This window comes from Pseudomonas sp. CVAP#3 (genome assembly GCF_018986375.1).
Lineage (GTDB): Bacteria > Pseudomonadota > Gammaproteobacteria > Pseudomonadales > Pseudomonadaceae > Aquipseudomonas > Aquipseudomonas helvetica.
Genome location: NZ_JAHMSC010000007.1, coordinates 210913 through 229053 on the forward strand (window position 1 = coordinate 210913; position 18141 = coordinate 229053).

Consider the following 18141-nt stretch of genomic DNA (forward strand, 5'->3'; position numbering starts at 1 on the left):
TTTGCCATAGAGTTTATGGCAATCGACACTGCTCCTAAGGACTGATGGTTGGCAGGATACAGCAATGCCCAGACTGCTAAGTAACAACGCGGTGCGCCTGTTAGAGGCCAGTCAGGAATCACTCGCCTTGGCCCTATTCTGCCTCGGTACACCCAGTCGCGGAGAGCTTCGGGTGGAAAGCGCCCGATATTCGCCAGCTATTGGTCTTGTTGGCACAGCAGCGGAGCAGGCTCTGGCCGCGATTATCGTGCAGGTTCGGGGTGAACAGGCAATGATGCTTTCCCCGACTCAGTTCAAAAGTGCACGGCAAATTCTTGGTGATGTACGAGACCTCCTTCGAGCCCCTGTCCCGGCAGCCTCGTTTTTAACCGCTGGCGTCGCAGACGCAGTCGGGCATAGAGGACTGGTGAATGAAGCGACTCAAGGATTTTCACTTCTATTCACGCAAAGAGCTGCTGGGCTTCATGCCGGATCAGGAGTATCCCGAGCCGTGACACTAATGCAAGCGCTCAGGGTTCACGGCTTTCTGGAGCTTCTAGCGACTTCTACACGCATGCGACCTTATCTGGATCGCCTCCCCACCCCATTGGAAGATGTCATCGACCAGAATGTGCTGGTAGACGATCTCATACAAAAATTCCAACACGCGCACGCACCTGCAGAGCGAGTAACTGCTTTGCGGTCTTTATTTTTGGTACTTCCCGAGATTCCACCTGAAGCACCAGAATGGCTGGAAGCATTTGATCGATCGGTTGTCTCGCCGACAGCCGCAGATATCGCATTGCTTTTAGGGACGCTGCAAAATGCTGCTCCAATTAGATTCCAACGCATCAATCCAGGAGGCCAAGGGCTTAATGTTGTAGTGCGGCCGAATGACCCCAATGCTTTAGCGATTGCCCCACAACATCTGCGCCGAGCTTTTGCTGACATTCCAGACCAATTCGCGGCTGATGTTGGTATCGCGAATGGTCGATTAAACGAAGGAAAGTTGGATCTACCCCCGGAATCCTTCCTCCTTGATTTATGCCTTCTTGGTCCCGAACAAATACTGCATGTTTTGGGGCGACCAAACCTCACAGTGCAGGAGGTATGGCCTTTCGTAGCTACGGCTCTGGTTCAACAGGGAACGGAGCGCCCGTATTGGTTCCTTGTTTCATTGGTCGACGATATCGGTCGTCTGATTGGACAACTGCGCCTAGCCGCTCGGGTATCAACGCAAGAACACTTCAAGCAGAAAATTTTGGCCGCAATCGATGCCCTTGAAGCAAGGAGACAGGAACTCCCGTTACGCCCGGACGCTGAGTTGACGACTTTCACAATCACCCAATTCCAGCAGGCTGACCAAGTTCGAAATGATCTGTCGGCGGCAATAGAACGCTCTGAAGGAACAGAGCGGGAACCAGAGGAACAAGCAATTACGGCTTTGATGCGAGTATGGGAACGTGGGGTCAATCCAGGACAGGCATTCGGAGCAGTGCTTGAAATCGGTTCAGGTGTTGCCCGTCTGTATTGGTCTAAGCGCCTCGCTGAAGCCTCCACTGAGGTAGAAGACCGGCAGATGCTAATCGATATCCTGCGAAACGGCGATTTGGCTGCCGCAAAAACTGCAGCAAGGAAAGCTCTGCGGCTAGCGGATATTATGACTTACGGCCCCCAAATTGAACTTGAATAGCGTACACACCGTTAGCTTCTAGGCACCATATTGCGGCCATAAGTTTCTGGGAAACCGGTCACTCTCATAGGCGATATGCACGGATTGAATTTGCGCTGAATCGTAATCGTAGAGGAGGGTAGTCGATGGAGGGACTGACAAAATGACAGAAGGGACGTCTGTCTGTCAGCTCCGCGATAGGAGTGGCAATCACCGATTAGAGCGGTTCCGTAACCACGCCAAAAATCGCGTTCACCTGGGTATCACCGAAATACCGATAGACCTATTGAGTCGCGTTCTCCTAAACGCTACAACCCCGCTCCAGCAACACAATAGCGATTTTGAAGTTGAGGGGATGCAGGATGCGATCGTTGAGATCTGACCCATTTGTTAGCGATGAAAGCGCTGGGCCAGGCGTAATAAAGGATCGTTTCCAGATTCGTGAATTTACCGGATAGGCTACTGCCTGATCGGTGTGGAAAAAAACATATCAACTTAGCCAGGCCAGCTACGCTTTAGCGTGATATTGAATTCGCAAGACAGGGAATGTCATCACGTGAAGCGACTACTTCTTTTGAGCGGCCCGATGGCCAGTGGCAAGACGTCAGTTTCTGCCTCGCTACAAGAGTGCCATGGGTTTGTTCCGATCAGCAGTGGCTCCTTTCTGCGGGCTCAGCTGGCTACCCGGAATGAGCCATTTGATCGTCGTAGCCTCCAAGAACTCGGTGACTCCCTCGACAGGGCAACTGACTTTTCCTGGCTCATAGAGTCTGTCGCAAGTCCGGCCATCGAAGCCCGACCAGATGTTGATAACTGGCTACTGGATGCAGTCCGCAAACCCCGGCAGGTGGAGTTGTTCAGGCTCCATTTCGGGGATGTGGTGAGACACGTGCACATTGTCGCGCCTGAGTTTGTTCTGGAGCAGAGATACGTTGCGCGTAACATAAGTCTTCGCGATGAGTATCAAGTGAGCGTATTGCACCCTAACGAGCAGAGTGCTCGTTCGCTTGCAGGTTTTGCGGACAAAGTTCTAGACACTCAACAGCACACCTCATGGGACATTGCGGATCAGATAATGGGCATCTGGGAGAAATAGCGTATGGAAACTCGGCAGATTGTAGTGATCAGTGGCAAGACCTGTAGCGGCAAGAGTGGATTAGCCAGTTTGTTGGAAAAGGAGTTTGGCTTCGCCGTGGTTTGTAATCGTCGAGCCGCTGAAGATGCCGAGTGGCGCCTGCGCATGGATCAGCCGGACATTCTTGATCGGCGACGTGAGTTGGATCAGGCCGAGCATGAGCAGTGGATGCTTCTGGAAACCCAAGCGAAGTGCGGGAGTGAGAAAGACGGCCGACCGTTAGTCGTCGATCACTTGGATACGCTGGCACAGGTACTGCAGTTTCGACAGACCTTCGGGGCCGACCTGGTGCATGTCCATCTGTACGCCAGTGACCCTACGCTTCAGGGGCGTTACGCAAAACGAACAGAAGCCGAGGTCAATCCTTTGCCCTATGACGAAGTCAATCAACTCAGCGATCAGGCGGAAATCCAGGCGCTCAAGGATGATGCTGATGTCCGCGTTTACACCGAACGCTCGGACTCCAACGACACACTCGTGCGGGTCGCCGCCCGTTTGCATTTGTACACACCACCCGGGATCAGGTGTGTGGATGTGCTCATTGGTGGGCAGTACGGAAGTGAGGGTAAGGGCAATATCGTTGCATATCTGGCGCGTGAGTACGATGTGATGGTTCGTGTCGGTGGCCCTAACGCTGGACATACCGTGGCGAGTGCTGCCGGCACGTTTACCTACCATCATCTACCTTCGGGATCGCGTGACGTGACTGCGCGCCTGCTTCTCGGCCCCGGCATGACCATTCATTTGTCTGGGCTTTTGAGGGAGATCGAGGAGTGCCGTATCGGCCCAGATCGATTATTCATCGATCCTCAGGCCACCATCATTGAGGAAACGGACATCGGAACGGAGAGAGAGGGACACCTGGTTACAACCATCGCATCAACCGGAAGCGGGAGTGGAGTAGCCGCAGCGCGGCGAATTCTGAGCCGAGGTAAGGAGATCAGGCTGGCCAAAGATATTGATGAGCTGCGACCGTATGTGGGTACTCCCGGAAACTACCACGGCTCTACATCAGATCGATTAGAGGAGGCCTACCGCAGTGGTCAATCCATCCTACTGGAGGGTACCCAAGGCAGTGGGTTGAGCATTTTCCATGGCGACTATCCGTATGTGACCTCCCGGGACACAAACGTTGCTGGCTGTCTTGCTGAGGCCGGAATATCACCCAGCAGAATTCGAAAAATCCTTATGGTCATTCGGCCCATGCCTATCCGTGTTGGCGATCCGGATGGAAACGAGGGCCACATCTCTGGAAGGCTCAAACATCCGACGACTTTTGATGAAATTGCACAATTTGCAAAGCTCGACGCCGATGTCTTAAACGCCGCCGAGAAAACCTCTACTACACACCGTAACCGGAAGGTTGGCTGGTTCGAATGGGATCAATTCCGAAAAGCGTGCGCGCTCAACGCACCGACGGACATCGTCCTGACCTTTGCCGATTACCTCAAGGAAACAAACCGCAACGCGCGCCGCTTCGAGCAGCTCGATTCGGACACGATCAAGTTTGTGGAGGAGTTGGAGCGCGTTTCCCAAGCCCCTGTCTCGCTGATCAACACTCGGTTTACCCGAGACCCAGACCCCAGCGATTTACGATCGCTGATCGATCGACGCAACTGGACTGCACGTTCTGACAGGAGATAACAGATGGATCTGGACAAGTTGATCGAGCTTTACCCACGGGTTTATCACATGGCCGAATGCGGAGCCTGGGGCAGCATTCGTACCCGCGGGCTGATGAGCGCAACGGCAGTCCTTGACTATCACGCCATTGAAGGTGACGACCGCGCCAGATTTGAGAGCGAGCACCGCAGTGAAAAAATGGATGTTAGGGCAGGGCACCCCTCCAACATCGTGCTTCGAGACCAGAAGCCCATGCCTGAGGGAAGATTGATGCAGGCCCTCACAGATGGGACAACACCACGACAGTGGTATGAGTTGATCAACCACAAGGTTTTCTTTTGGGCTGAGGAGCAAAGACTGCATCGTCTGCTCGGCGCTCGCGATTACCGCAGGCTCGAACACGATGTCCTGACGCTGGACTCGGCGACTTTCATCCCGGCGTATGCTGAAGCCATTTGGCTGTGTCATATGAACTCGGGCAATACTTGGCCTATGCCGCATCGTCGCGGTACAGAGATCTTCCGTAGAATTCCAGATTATCCTGTGAAGCGCTCAGGCAAACCGATCAAACCCGTGGTCGAGATGGTTGTTGATTACGCTGTCCCCAACATTGCTGAGTATGTAGTGGAGGTTCGGCGGATGCAGGGTAGTGAGGTCTTGGAGGTCATTGGTTAGTGCTCATCCATCGGGGGTACTCATGCCGCGACGCCGTTTAGCCTCTCGCATATTGTTGATCAGCCCGGCTCATCGACTGCTGCTTTTCAAGATCAATTATAAGACCGGCGCTTTGGCGGGGATGAGCTACTGGGCGACACCTGGCGGACAACTCAGACACGCTGAGTCTTTTGAGGAGGCGGCAGTGCGCGAACTTCAAGAAGAGACCGGTGTTGATGTTCAATCCGTTGGCACATGCATCGCACGCAGAGAGTTCCTGTGGCAAATGCCTGATGGAAAGCCTGTGCTCGCGGTCGAAAATTACTACGTGGTGCGGGCCGGTGCCGAACAGTGCTCCTCTGCTGCATGGAGTGACCAGGAGCGTGGCGCCGTATGCGAAGTGAGGTGGTGGTCGGAAACCGAACTGGCGAGCTGTGACGAAGATATTTACCCGCCGGATCTGACGAGCTTGTTCGCCAAGGCGTTGCTCATCGGCGGCGGGTGAACCCAGCGAGTCTTCTGAATCAGTCGATTTGCCTCAGGCCGCCGGCCGACGCTCGTTAGGCGTTGTCCATGACGATCTTCGGCGGTTATGAGATTGATGTGATTGCGTATCGGCTGGACTCTCGCAGTCTGCTCAACACCCCAGGCCGTGCCAAGCCGGGAGCCCCAATCAGAACCGACCTTTCCTCAGCTTTTCGGTAACCGGATGATCCTCTGCAATCTGTCGGGCCGCGTGAAGCGGGGAGGGAAGCCGAAGAAAACCATCCCACAATGGGGCATTCTTGCACCAGTATCCGGCCTGCAGCGCCAGCTGGTCTTTGTTCGCAAAATTGCCTTCCTGGATCATCACAAACTCCGTCACTCCCAGCTGCTGCCACGAATCCTTGAGCTGCGACTGGGTGACGTCGTAGCGGGTGTGGTAGCGGTGAGACCGCACCTTATTGAAGGTCTTGGAGTAAGACGTGAAGTAATACACCAGCTCTTGGTGTTCAGCTTGATGCACACCGATTCGATTCCCTATGTACATCGGCGCCAGAGGCGAAAGTGAGTGCACACCGGTCATTTGAGCCGTTTGGTAATCAGACCGCGTGCGTATCAACCACGCGTTTTTCGGAACGGGAGGCAATCCATGGCCTGCGCCATCATTCATGCCTGGGTACAGCCGCTTCGCACCGGCGTTGATGTACACAATCAATGGACTCTCGGCCACGGCAGTAGGCGCGAGGAGTGCTTGCCTGATCAGCAGTTTGGCAGCGTCCTGATCCAGCAACTTGGGGCTTGCATGGATGGCACAGAGTCCTTCGCTGTAGCTTTTCCACTGGCCTGATTGACCACCAGCATCATCAACATAGACCTGTAGATACCGGGTATTGACCAAGGAGCGCGTGATCACGGGCAGGTAAGTGTTGGACTTTTGGAGGTAATCGACATAGATAGAAACGACGGTCGTATTGGCCGGGATGCCTGCAGTACGTTTCAGTGGTAGCGGAACATAGCCGGTACCACGAGTCGCATCAATGAGGCTGTTGATGGCGGGGTAATCGACATGCGGATCAGATTCCTCAGTCTTGGCTTTGCGCAGCCGACTCTTCAATCCTGAAGCAGTGCCCTTCGATGACGTGGCTCCTTCGCCTTGAGGCGGTAGATGGAAGATGAATTGCGTGGGGATCCCATGTTTGGCGCAGAGTGTCCGCAACACATGCTTCGGATCGTTCTCGTCCTTCGTGGCCACCTCGGGGGTTGTTTCGATAATCGCGGCGTCGGGTACCAGACTGGTCAGCCGCGGCAACAATTCATTGGTAAACCAGTTCTGAATGTCCGTCGAGGTTGCCTTGGAAGTAAGTACCCGCTGTGCATCCTTGCACTGGATCTGCTGGAGTAGGACTGTAGGCTTGGGCTTTTCCTTGAACACGGGAGAAAGAGACTCCAAGTTTTCGTAGGTTGTGTTGATGCGCATCATGATGTCCGTGTGCGCGGTCACTACTGCGATTCGAATTGGCCGCTCTGGCTCGTCTGACGTTTTGTCTCGCTGGGCGATGAGCCGGCCCACATAGCGCGTCAGCATGGGTTTGGCTGAGATCAGGGTCTTCTGGAAGTGAAAGCTTGTCTGGTCGAGGATGACCGTACCGACGCCACTGCCAATGGGTGAGCCGATCGGCGTGTGGGCATGAATCGGCCGGAGGGCCCCGGCCATAGAAATCTCATCGCCACCCAACACCGGCAAACTTCCTTCGCCCATGTGTTGGATGAGTTCGGCGGCAGGACTGGTGTAGACGGTCTGAAAGTGACCATCATCTGTTCGCAATGTGCGGATCTGGAATTTGGAAATTCCGCGAGCGGTTTTGATCCAGGTCGAGTGTGTGGTGTGACGCCACTCGGGCAAGATATGGCTTAGGTGAACCGTGACGGACGCGTACTGACTGGGCACCTTGTGCAGCAACAACAAATTCGTTGAAACGGAGTGCATAGCCACTGCGCGGCGATCGCCACGTTCGTAGAACAGCGGGTTGTCCCAGGCTAGCAAGGAGCCGTCGCTGCAAACAGAGAGGTTCAACGGGACGGAAGACTCCATCGGTTTGCTCGATAATTGCTGCGCGAGCATCCACGGTACGACCTTGTATGCCACCGTTGACTGTCGAGGGTCGTGCATTACGTCAGATGCATGGATAGGAACTGGGTGCTCTGGCACGAGCAGATCGATGAAGTCCTGTTCGCCTGGCATTGCTTTGCGCAGGATGTGCTGAGCCCATACGTTGATTGCCCGGTTCAGTTTGCCTGGGTCGATGGGCTTGAGTGACGCGATGGCTGGCGCCTCCTTGCTCTTGAGCAGTTGCGCGTTCACCCAAACCGGGCCGCCTGACAGGTAACTGAGAATCTCTTCAAGTGATTCAGTGGGCAGATAGGGCTTACCGAAATGATTGGTGAGCAGTTGCCATCCATTCACGAAATTCCGTGAAGCGTGGTATTGCATGACGGGAGGAAGCTCATCCGGGTCGAATCGGAACAGGTTAGTCCTCAGGGAAATCGTCATCAGGTAGCCCCTCCGTCTCTTGAGTGCCTGCAGTGGCTTGCGGGCCTGCCGCTTCGATGTAAAGCGTCATGGCTTCCACCAGGCCCGCATGGTGCGTTGAAAATTCGCTCCAGTGGCCATCCTGCTTGAGCTTCTCGATCGTCCGATTCAAAAGCATCGCCCAAGTGTAGCGGCTGTCGAAAAACGCCGCGTCAGCTAGATAGCAAGTGACGGGCGTGCCGCCGCGTCTGGCACGCCCGACAAGCTGGGTGAGTGTCACCAGCACGTTCATGATGGTGAAGAACCGTATGCCTTTGGGCTGGCTGTAAAAGTAGGGGGGAGCCAGCCGGATGCCATTGAGTATTCGGTTCGCCATGGCCCGCTCCTTCAGCAGTGCCAGCCCCGGGCTGGGGGACGCTTCCACGCTTTCGCCAACGCTATAGCAAAGATGTGCAAGGTTGTTGCCTGGCTGATCGGAAGAGGGTAACGGTCGCACACAAACGACTACTCCACCCAAGGCCGACTTCCCGTCCCTGGTCACTATGTTGTGACCACGCGCCATTGGGTAGATGGAGCTGACCATCAATTGCACATCAGCATTGGGGCCATCGGCAAACTCCACGAGATCGTCGTAAGTGAGCTTGTTCGCCAGGGGCAACCGCTCCTGCCGATCGGCTTTCTTGCCTCCCCGAATCCATGCGACCTTTCGTTGTCCCGCTGAAATTTCGTAGAGCGTCGAGGCGAGTTGCTCTGCCTCGGCATCACTCCCCGTGACCAACAGCAAGCGTGCTCGATGGCAGGTGCTGTCATCTTGCTCCAATGCTGCTAAGCGACTGGTAAGCCATGGCCACAGCTCATAGGCCAGATCCCGGACATGAATGAGTCGAGAATCAAGCGATGCCCCCGATACATGCACTGAGACATTGACGTTTTCGAAGCGAATGTTCCCCTTGGCATCCGGTACGTCAATCAGCGTCTTGGCGTTCAAGTCGAAGCAGCTGGCGCCAGGGAAAAATGCCGTGGCACTGAAGCCAATAAAGGTGCGATTCACGCCGGCATGGATTTTCGATGTCAGGTTGGGCAGGTATTGAAGTGTCCGATGAGGGTCGCCGGACATCGCCACTACCTGGAGTGACCACGTGTCTCGTCCATCCTGCTTGCGTTTGAATCCGTAAACGACACGCTGGAGAGGGCCAAGCGGCGTAGGGCTGAAGGGCGCTGATCCTGAAAGATCCTGCTGCACCCTCAGTGCTGCGGCTACTTTTGTGCGCGCCAGCACGGGGACATCTGCATAGAGGGTGCGAAGACTGCTTTCAATAAAGTGCAAACTCGTCCTGATGACCAATGACGACCTGAGCCTTTCGAGCTTTTTGTCGTTCAGCCGCTGCCCCAGGTTTTTCCGCTTCGCCAGGGTGCTGAGCAGCGCGCTGATGTTGACGACTACCTCAACCGGGCTCGGCAGTGGGTCGTTGTGTGAAAAGGCTTGCAAGAGTTCCCGCAGCGGCGCCAGGTGGGGAGGGATGGCCTGCTCACCATATCCGCAGACGCCGTCTAGCGCCAATGGATCGACGCCCAGGTAATCAGCAATCATCTGATCTTCTGCCCGCTCCCACACGGTCTCGCGGTCAGGCCAGGTGAGATGCTTCAGGGCCAACTGGAGCAAACGTGTGGTATGGAGAATCACGGCATTGCAGGCCCGTTGAGCACGGTACAGGGTAGACGCGTCGACGTCGGGAATGCTGTCACGCCCAAAAATTTCCATATGCAGCTCAGCAAGGCTGCTGTGCTCGATGTGATTACTCAACGGGAGTTCGAAGACGCTGGTATCGATCGCACTCAGCAGCAACCCATCGATCTCATCGACCATGAAGAGCGAGGCCGAACGGAGCAGCAGCTCGAGCAGGCTTCTCGACTCTCCGCCACCACCTTCTGTAGCGATGCGTGTGGTTCCGGAAATCAGGGCATGGTGGTTGACCACCACTATGTCGGCCGCCAAAGCTTGTTCGAGCATGGTGCGCTTGCCACACTGATTCAAAAACGGACAGCTACGAATGCGCTTGAACGTCTCCCGCCCCCGACGCTCGCCTGGAAGCTGCAGGTTGAAGCAGGGCTCCTCATCGCGCGGGCTCACGCTCCCGTCAGTGGCACAGGCATCGAGCAGGCATCGATAGTCGTAAGGATGATCCTCCCTTGCACGGGCAATGTAGTAATCACCCGCTTTGGCTATCCGGCGTTGGGAATGCAGCGGGGCGATCTTCAGATGAGGGGCCACGATACGTACCGAGTGCTTCAGGGCCTCAACCATATTGCGTACGTCAGTCAGGTTGGGCACCGCGATCACCACGCGATGCCGCTGCAAAGCGGTGTGAATGCCCATCAACTGCATTACAACAGTTTTCCCCGTCCCAGTCGGCGCATTGACCCGATAGAACTTCCCGGCACGGGCTTCTACGCAATCGTCGTTGCGCACGATTGAATTCAAGGAGCTTCGGTGGCTTTGGTGCAGATGGTTCGCGGGGTCACATCCAGCTAGATCCAGTGCACTGGCTATCTCATACAGCGAAGCCTTCTCCCAGGAGAACGTCGTCACATCCGAGGCTTCTACCAAGGGTAGACGGGTATCATTCAACACCAACCGGGAACGCTGCGCCTCGGAGATCACGAAAGTGCGGTAGCCATCAGATTGTGTCTCCCGAAGGAGAATCTGTCCTTCAGTAGGCCATTTCGTGCATGACGGGGCAGTGGGTTCCGTTTTGATGGCGTAGAGTTTCTCCTCAATCAGACCGTCCAGGTCGAAGCCCGCCTGGAAATAGTAGACATCAGTCTCCTTGAGGCGCGGAGGGGCTTGCTGGTCACTTAAGAGATCAGCCGCTGCTACTCGAAACGGCGCACCACCACCGAAGATTATTCGCCCGGCCTCTTCAAGAAATCGACCAGTCTGGTTCAGGTCAACAGGGCGATACTTGATAAGCGTGATGATCTGGTCGCGCACCATCTCAGAAGCACTTTCCCAGCCGCTCCAGAGATGGGGGCGCCCCACCAGGAACACTTCGGCGTCAGCAAGGGTTGGCTCCTTGCTGATATGCTTGATGGCCAACCCGAGCGCAAGGGCGGTGGCATTTTCAGTTAGCGTTGGCATAGTTTTTTCACCCAACGCAGGCACTGGGACTCAGACATGATCTGCCTGGGCAAGCACTGCTCATCGAGCGTGTGCAGGAATTGCGCCTGGTAGTCAGGGATGACGATGACCGTCTCCGTAAACGGAGTACTGGCCAGGTGTAGTCCAAGGTTCTTGGTGGAATGCCATACCTTGGCATCCAGCGAGTAGGTACGATCATCGAGGGTGAAGCGCAGGTCAGCCTGATCAACGTCTGGCCACAGTTCGGCAGATACCCCCAGTCGACTGAAGCCATCAAGCAGGCGCAGCTCCAGCAGCCCCGGAATCAAGGTAAATGTCCACAGAGGTGGGGTGAGCCGGTACTTGTTCTTGGCGGGGTGTGGTTGGATTACCTTCGCGTTTCTAACGCTCACCAGTTCGTCATCCATCCACTGAAAAATTCCGACCGTTTGTTCACACCAGTGCGCGCCACAGGACACAGCGTGGCGGTGAATTTCCATTGGCCATCCGCAGCCCGGACACAGGTAGACCTGTCCCAAACGGATCAGATGCTCAGGTATCGGTTCGTACAGCGAGTTGAAGCTGACTTGCAGCGGGATCAGAAAGTCGAGGCTTCGGTCAGCATCCACGACACCATGGTCGATCAGAAAACTTCGGAACAGACGGTACTCATCAGCCCCACGGGGTCGAGTTCTGCAGAGGTCGCGAACGTTCTTCACGATCTGCTGGACACGCTCCCAGCCCACGCGAGGATTGGTTTCCAGCGCGATCGCGTTGCACAGCATGGTGGGCTCGTCGGCAAACTGCAGCGCGCCTTGGTACCCTTGCCTGAAACGGCTATCAAGCCATTGCTCAAGTGGCAGGCTTAGGCAGGAGAGCAGGTTGGCGATTGTGCGGGGAGGGGATCCAGGCTCCAGCCACCAGAGCAATGCGCTGGCCTGGCGCAGAAGGTCGTGCCGCTCGGCGTGCTGATGGGCATCGAGCTGCGCCGCCTTCACGATCAGGCTAAGCAAGCGTTGGGCGTTGCTGTCCACTGAGTCCATAAGCCCCCCTGGAATTGGAAGCATGCGTCCCTGCGCAGCATCGTGCTCGCATTTCTTACTATCTGATCAAGCAGGCTGGCCCAATATATCGGTAACCGCAAGACAGCCGGTCGGGCCGCGGTTAAAGGGATGGCCCCAGCGACCTAGCGCAAAGCCCATGATGCCTGGTCTGCTGTCTCGTCTCGGTTTCATATCGGGAGGGTAGTTCCGATAAATGGCGACGCGAGCGTGATGATAGCGATCGATTACCATACCGACGTTTCCAGAGCGAGGAAGCATGTTGCATGTATGTTCGCCCGACGCCAGGACAGTGCAACGTCTTGGGCTAGCAGGATTTAATGCGACCGAATCGAGTAGCCCTCGACAGGCTTTCGTGGCATATAGCTACCACATTCAGGGAGGAATGGTTCTAGCCAGGCTGGCGCTGGGCAAACCCTCTCCCTGCCACGGAATCAGGATGGGGGCAGCGCTGTGTACCTTTCGGCTTTGAAAATCAAAAATTTCCGTCAGTTCGGCCATGACAATCATGCGCTGAACATCCAATTCAATGAAGGCGTGACTGCTCTCGTAGGTGAGAACGATGCGGGTAAAACTGCCGTCATCGATGCGATCCGGTACGTTTTGCAGACCCGGGATGCTGAGTACCTTCGATTGCAAATCGAGGACTTCCACATTGCCAACGATGGCACTCAGGCGGAGACCATCACCCTCAGATGCACCCTGGAAGGCCTAAGCGTGGCGGAACTCGGCGCTTTCGCTGAGTACGTGACGTACACCGGTGGCGTGGGGCGACTGTACGTTCACTGGTCGGCTCGCCGCGTCGTTGCATCGGCCTCCACCCGCAAATGGGTCGATATCTCGGTTCGATCGGGTGAGAACGGAGAAGGCCCGGCTTTGGATGTGGGTGTACGGCAACTGTTAGCCACTGCATACCTGAAACCACTGCGGGACGCTGAGCGGGAAATGTCCCCAGGCCGCAATTCTAGGCTGTCCCAGGTATTGAGCAGTTTCCCTAATATTGAGGCGGGCAACTCGTTCGATTCGGCTGCACTCCCGGTCGACCTCTCTGACGCAGAAGCGCTGAGCATTGCCGGCATGGGCGATCTCCTGCGCCACCTTGTGAACCGCCACGGTGCCATCGTCTCCGCTCAAAAGGAGATCAACGAAACTTACCTTCGCCCACTATCCCTCGCTGGCCAACCCCTCACGAGTAGCATCGGTTTTGGGGAAGCCGGGACTGATCCAGCCAAGCTCAAGCAGATCCTGGAGCGATTGGAACTGGGGCTGCTGGATCATGCCACTGGAAAGGCGCGAGGCATCTACGGGCTGGGGTCAAACAACGTGTTGTTCATGGCCTGCGAATTACTGCTGCTCGGTAAGGAGCCCGACGGACTCCCGCTGCTCCTTATCGAAGAGCCAGAAGCCCACTTGCATCCGCAACGTCAGCTCCAATTGATGGAGTTTCTTGAAGCAGCGGCGAGGCCTTCGGCAGGCTTGAGGCCGGTTCAGGTCATCCTCACCACCCATAGCCCCAATCTGAGCTCGAAGATACCGTTGCAGAACTTGGTGCTAATGCAACGGCAACAGGCCTTCTCGCTAGCACAGAGTCAGACCTGCCTGGCGCCTGATGATTATCGCTTCCTCAGCCGCTTCTTGGACGTCACCAAGGCAGGGCTGTTCTTCGCAAAGGGCTTGCTTGTCGTGGAAGGCGATGCGGAAGCAATCTTGCTGCCTTCGCTTGCTCGACGCTTGGGTAAGGATCTTACCAAGCACGGCGTATCGATCATCAATGTTGGCGGTGTAGGGCTGCGGCGCTACTCAAAAATCTTGCAACGCAAAGATGCTTCAAAAGGCGAGATCACTGTGCCTACGGCATGCATCACCGACATGGACGTGATGCCGGACTGCGCGCCCGAGATTATGAGTTTGAAGGGGGTGAAGGGGTCGGTCTGGCCAGACAAAGCCGACCGGCGCTGGCGCGCCATGAAAGACTTTGGTATCACACCGGCCGACCTTGAAAAAGGTCTCAAGGAGCATCGCGACAAGCGAACCGAGAGCGATGGGCAATGCGTGCGCACGTTCGTTGCCGACCACTGGACGCTCGAATACGACCTGGCGCTCCAAGGCCTTTCGAAGGAAGTCCATCATGCCGGATACCTGGCCATCAATGAGGACAAAATCGATGAAGGCAAGGAAACCAAGGGCAGCCTGTTGAAAAAAGCGGACACGGCCTTCGCTAAAATCCAGTCCACCCATACCACCGAGGAAGCTCGGTGCTCCGCGATCTACAAGTTGTTCAAAAGGGCCTCCAAAGCGATCGCAGCACAGCATCTGATCGACCTGATTGACCAACGTTTCGAAGCCCGCACCTTGGATGCCATAACGCTGCGCGGGCTGCTGCCCACCTATGTTGTTCACGCGATCGAATATGCGACGGGGGGTTCAGCACTGGCCACGACCTCCAGTTCGGCTCCCACCGTGACCGTGCCCACCGCACCGAATCCAGGATCGGCTGACCCTGTGGAGGAGGTCGCCAAATGACACTCAACCAGCTGGTTGCCCCCATCACTGACGCCGATGTGGACTGGGTCATGGAGCTGATGGGGCTTGAGGCGCTAGACGAGCCTCGTCGAGATTTTCTGAAGTCGATGGATACCGTTGATGTTGCGGCCTGTCCCGGGAGCGGCAAAACGACTTTGGTAGTGGCGAAGCTGGCGATTCTGGCACGCCATTGGAAGAGCCGTATGCAAGGGATCTGCGTGCTATCGCATACCAACGCGGCTCGGGAAGAGATCGAGAAACGGCTCGGCGGCACGGAGGTGGGGCAACGGCTGCTGCGTTTTCCTCACTACATCGACACCATCCATGGCTTCACCGGCCGATTCCTGGCCTCGCCATGGTTACGCTCGAAAGGGATTGCGTTGCAGGCCATTGACGATGAGGCCACGCATAAAGCACGTCGAAGGGAGCTGACGTACCGCGAGCACTTAGGTGCACAAGCCGCCTTCGAGAAGAAATTCAAAAGTCTTCACAGCTTGCGGATCAGGTCTGCTGATTTCGACCAACCCCTCGGCGCTGAAGATATTGGTTTTGCGCCACACACGGCCACCTACAAGAGTGTGGTGAAATCGCTCAGTGGCGCAGCCAAGGCTGGCTACTTCTGCTTCGATGAGGTGTTCGTGCTGGGCCACGCCCTACTCGATCAGCAGGCGGGAGTGGGCGCTGCATTACGCCTGCGCTTCCCTTGCGTCTTGATCGATGAAATGCAGGATACCCAACCTGATCAGGCGGGCGTGCTGCAGCGTGTCTTTCCCCACGATGATCCAGATGTCCGGGTCATTCGCGTCGGCGATCCAAACCAAGAAATCTTCGAGAAGAAGACGCCACTGCAGGATCCGTTCCCTGACCCGGGGCGTCAGCTGGAGATCGCCAGCAGCTTCCGCTTTGATCAGGCCATTGCATCGATCGCCAACCCCTTTGCGTATGTCCCTATCACGAATGGTTTGGTAGGACTTCGGGCTGCGCGTACGCCAGACAGCGTCCCCAACACGATCATCGTCTTTCCTGACGAAGATACGACCCAGGTTCTGGATGAGTTCGCAAAGCTGGTGCTGAAGCATCTACCGACCGAAACCCGCAAGTCGGGTGTGTTCGCCGTCGGCGCCGTGCACCGTCTTGAGAACTTCAAAGCGAACCAGTACCCGAAGGCACTGGAGCATTACTGGCCCTCTTATCGATCTGATACGACCAAGACATCGTTCAAGCCTCGCACGTTCGCCGAAGGTGCACACATTGCTCGGCGTTATGCGATGCGAGAGCCTACAGCCGCTTCAGCCGTTGAGCTGCTGGCTTACTGCCTGGCCAACCTGAGCGTATTGGCGTTTCCTAATAGCCCGGTGCAACTGAGAGGCCGACACCACGCTTCAGTCGAAGAGAAACTCACAACCAAACCTGAAGCGTTCGCTCAATACCGCGAGTGCATCCAGCAGATTCTGTTCGTGCCATTGGAGGTCACAGAGCATGATTGGATCAAGGTCATTTCACCCAAGCTCTTGCTGCTGGCAGCTGTTCTTCATGGTGCTGAGGGCGTAGCAGTTGATCTCCAAGCCCATCTGTACCTCGCTTGGGAGCCTGCACCCGCAGCCACTGAAGCCGGAGAAAGCGGCGGATCACTGATAAACACTTACCGATTCCAGGATGGCGCCGACGGCGTCGATATCCGGATGTCATCCATTCATTCGGAAAAGGGCAAAACCCATTCTGCGACGCTAATTCTGGAGACCTTCAGGAAGACCCACTTCATTCAAAAGCTCATGCCGTGGCTTGAGGGCCAAAAGGCCGCCGCCAAGAGGCCACCGGACAGTGCGAAGAAAGACATGATGCTGATGTACGTGGGGATGACCCGGCCGACTCACATGCTGTGCCTGGCCATACGTCAGAGTACCTTGGGGGAGGGCGCCACTGGAGAGAAGCGCAGGGCGGCGCTCAAAACAGCCGGATGGTCGATTTTGGAACTGACAGCTCTGGCTCCAGTGCCATAGCTACTCCGTTGCTCCCGTTACGCGAGGGGCAAAAACGCCTTTCGCTATGAATGACTGAGAGCAGGCCGGATCAAATAGAGAAATTTATTAACCCCTGAGTCGCGATTGCCCTTCCAATACAAACGGAAGGGCAATCGCGGAATCAGTCAGGCATTGCCGCCAACCACGCTTGTTCTGTCGGCTCAAGTTTTGTCGCGTCGAGCCCTACGTGAAATAGCCCTAGGAATTCAGACATGTCCTTCGCAAACGTGCATCAGGCAGCGATGAAGCAGCAAAGCCGGAAAGGTCGCTGCCTACATTTCAGTGATGGACTGCAATGTAACGAGATCATCTCGGCCCACTCGATACAGAAGCGGGGGCAACTGGGCCTGATTGCTGAATCTGGTCACGTTTATCGACTCAATGCAGATCTGTCGACACTGAAGGAAACAGGAGGCAAACCACTGCCAAAAAAAATAGGAGTGAATCGCGCGTCGACCTTTCCCGGGATGTGCAAGCAGCACGATAACAAGCTTTTTTCACCCATTGATGACCGCCCGCTGGCTATCGATCACCATCAGGTGGCGCTGTACGCATACCGCAGCATCTGCCGAGAATATTTTGTTAAAGAGAACGCATCGATCTCTCTCACTGAAATGCTTGGGCACCCAGGACTGATTTCCGAGCAGAGCCATTGGCTTACCGGTGCTGCCTATGGGCAGACCCTAGGGTTTGAACGGCTCAAACGGCATAAGCTCATCTACGATGGCTGCCTCGCGACCAACGATTTTACCGGTCTGAAATTCATTGTCTTTGGCTCGACGTCTCGATGCTCGCTCCAAGCCTCGGGGCTTATCTTCCCTGATTTTGATTTTCAAGGTCGTCAGTTACAAGACTTGGGCCCCGAAACCAGAGACTTGGATCTCCTGGTTTTCTTCACAGCCCCCACCGACTATGGTTGGGCATTTGTCCTCGCATGGCATGAATCAAGCGATCTAAGCTGCCAGCGATTCATCTATTCCTTGGCGAAATCAGGGCGCGACGGCGGAAAGATTGAGGACATGCTGCTCCGGTTTTCGCTCGCGTGTTGCGAGAACCATGCGATTCGAATCTCCTGGTGGGACTCGCTACCAACGGGTGCGAAAAATCAGGCGATAGATTTCATGGCGGTTATGGCGGATCCGACCTTGGGAGTACGACCGGACTATCTGGCGACGGGGTGCGAGGGATTGGCGGACTGGTCATTTGACAACGTTCGAGATGTACGGTGACCCGCATGAATGGCCAGAGCAGCTTGGGGGAGGGCGCCGCTGGAAAGATGCGCAGGGCAGCGCTCAAAACAGCGGGGTGGTCAGCTCATGGAGCTGACAGCACAGGCTCTGGT

Annotated in this window: 10 protein-coding genes; 7 read left to right on the plus strand and 3 right to left on the minus strand. The window is 55.9% G+C overall.

The genetic code is table 11. From position 1 onward, the window contains the following. Nucleotides 1-64 precede the first annotated feature (64 nt). The 4 genes from KRR23_RS14800 to KRR23_RS14815 all read left to right on the plus strand — a co-directional run bounded on the left by KRR23_RS14800 (nucleotide 65) and on the right by KRR23_RS14815 (nucleotide 5568). On the plus strand, nucleotides 65-1672 hold the full coding sequence (locus KRR23_RS14800; protein WP_216743098.1) for a hypothetical protein: 1608 nt from the start codon (nucleotides 65-67) through the stop codon (nucleotides 1670-1672). Nucleotides 1673-2750: 1078 nt separating this feature from the next. Next, the gene (locus KRR23_RS14805) at nucleotides 2751-4430 is read left to right on the plus strand and encodes an adenylosuccinate synthetase (protein WP_216743099.1); all 1680 of its coding nucleotides are present in this window, start codon (nucleotides 2751-2753) and stop codon (nucleotides 4428-4430) included. Between the two features lie 3 nt (nucleotides 4431-4433). Next, nucleotides 4434-5084, plus strand: a complete 651-nt coding sequence (locus tag KRR23_RS14810) for a hypothetical protein (protein WP_216743100.1) — start codon at nucleotides 4434-4436, stop codon at nucleotides 5082-5084. Between the two features lie 22 nt (nucleotides 5085-5106). Then, nucleotides 5107-5568, plus strand: a complete 462-nt coding sequence (locus KRR23_RS14815; RefSeq protein WP_216743101.1) for an NUDIX hydrolase — start codon at nucleotides 5107-5109, stop codon at nucleotides 5566-5568. Between the two features lie 168 nt (nucleotides 5569-5736). Here the strand turns inward: KRR23_RS14815 and KRR23_RS14820 are convergent, their stop codons facing one another. From KRR23_RS14820 to KRR23_RS14830, 3 genes are read right to left on the minus strand one after another with little or no spacing between them, the layout of a single operon-like run. Further along, nucleotides 5737-8097, minus strand: a complete 2361-nt coding sequence (locus tag KRR23_RS14820; protein ID WP_216743102.1) for an RNaseH domain-containing protein — start codon at nucleotides 8095-8097, stop codon at nucleotides 5737-5739. Then, entirely contained in the window at nucleotides 8075-11215 is a 3141-nt protein-coding gene (locus KRR23_RS14825) for a hypothetical protein (protein ID WP_216743103.1), read from the minus strand. Before KRR23_RS14825 ends, KRR23_RS14820 begins: the two co-directional genes overlap by 23 nt. Continuing rightward, complete coding sequence (locus KRR23_RS14830) at nucleotides 11203-12237, minus strand: hypothetical protein (RefSeq protein WP_216743104.1); 1035 nt, start codon at nucleotides 12235-12237, stop codon at nucleotides 11203-11205. The genes KRR23_RS14825 and KRR23_RS14830 overlap by 13 nt, the downstream gene beginning before the upstream one ends. A 471-nt stretch (nucleotides 12238-12708) precedes the next feature. Between KRR23_RS14830 and KRR23_RS14835 the strand changes: the two genes are divergently transcribed. The 3 genes from KRR23_RS14835 (at nucleotide 12709) to KRR23_RS14845 (ending at nucleotide 18028) form a co-directional block, all read left to right on the plus strand. After that, nucleotides 12709-14778 carry an AAA family ATPase gene (locus KRR23_RS14835; RefSeq protein ID WP_216743105.1) on the plus strand — a complete coding sequence of 690 codons (2070 nt, stop codon included), beginning with the start codon at nucleotides 12709-12711 and terminating at the stop codon, nucleotides 14776-14778. Next, a complete protein-coding gene (locus tag KRR23_RS14840) occupies nucleotides 14775-16778 on the plus strand; it encodes a UvrD-helicase domain-containing protein (RefSeq protein ID WP_216743106.1) in 2004 nt (667 codons plus the stop codon). The genes KRR23_RS14835 and KRR23_RS14840 overlap by 4 nt, the downstream gene beginning before the upstream one ends. Nucleotides 16779-17011: 233 nt before the next feature. After that, on the plus strand, nucleotides 17012-18028 hold the full coding sequence (locus KRR23_RS14845; protein WP_216743107.1) for a hypothetical protein: 1017 nt from the start codon (nucleotides 17012-17014) through the stop codon (nucleotides 18026-18028). Nucleotides 18029-18141: the final 113 nt, after the last annotated feature.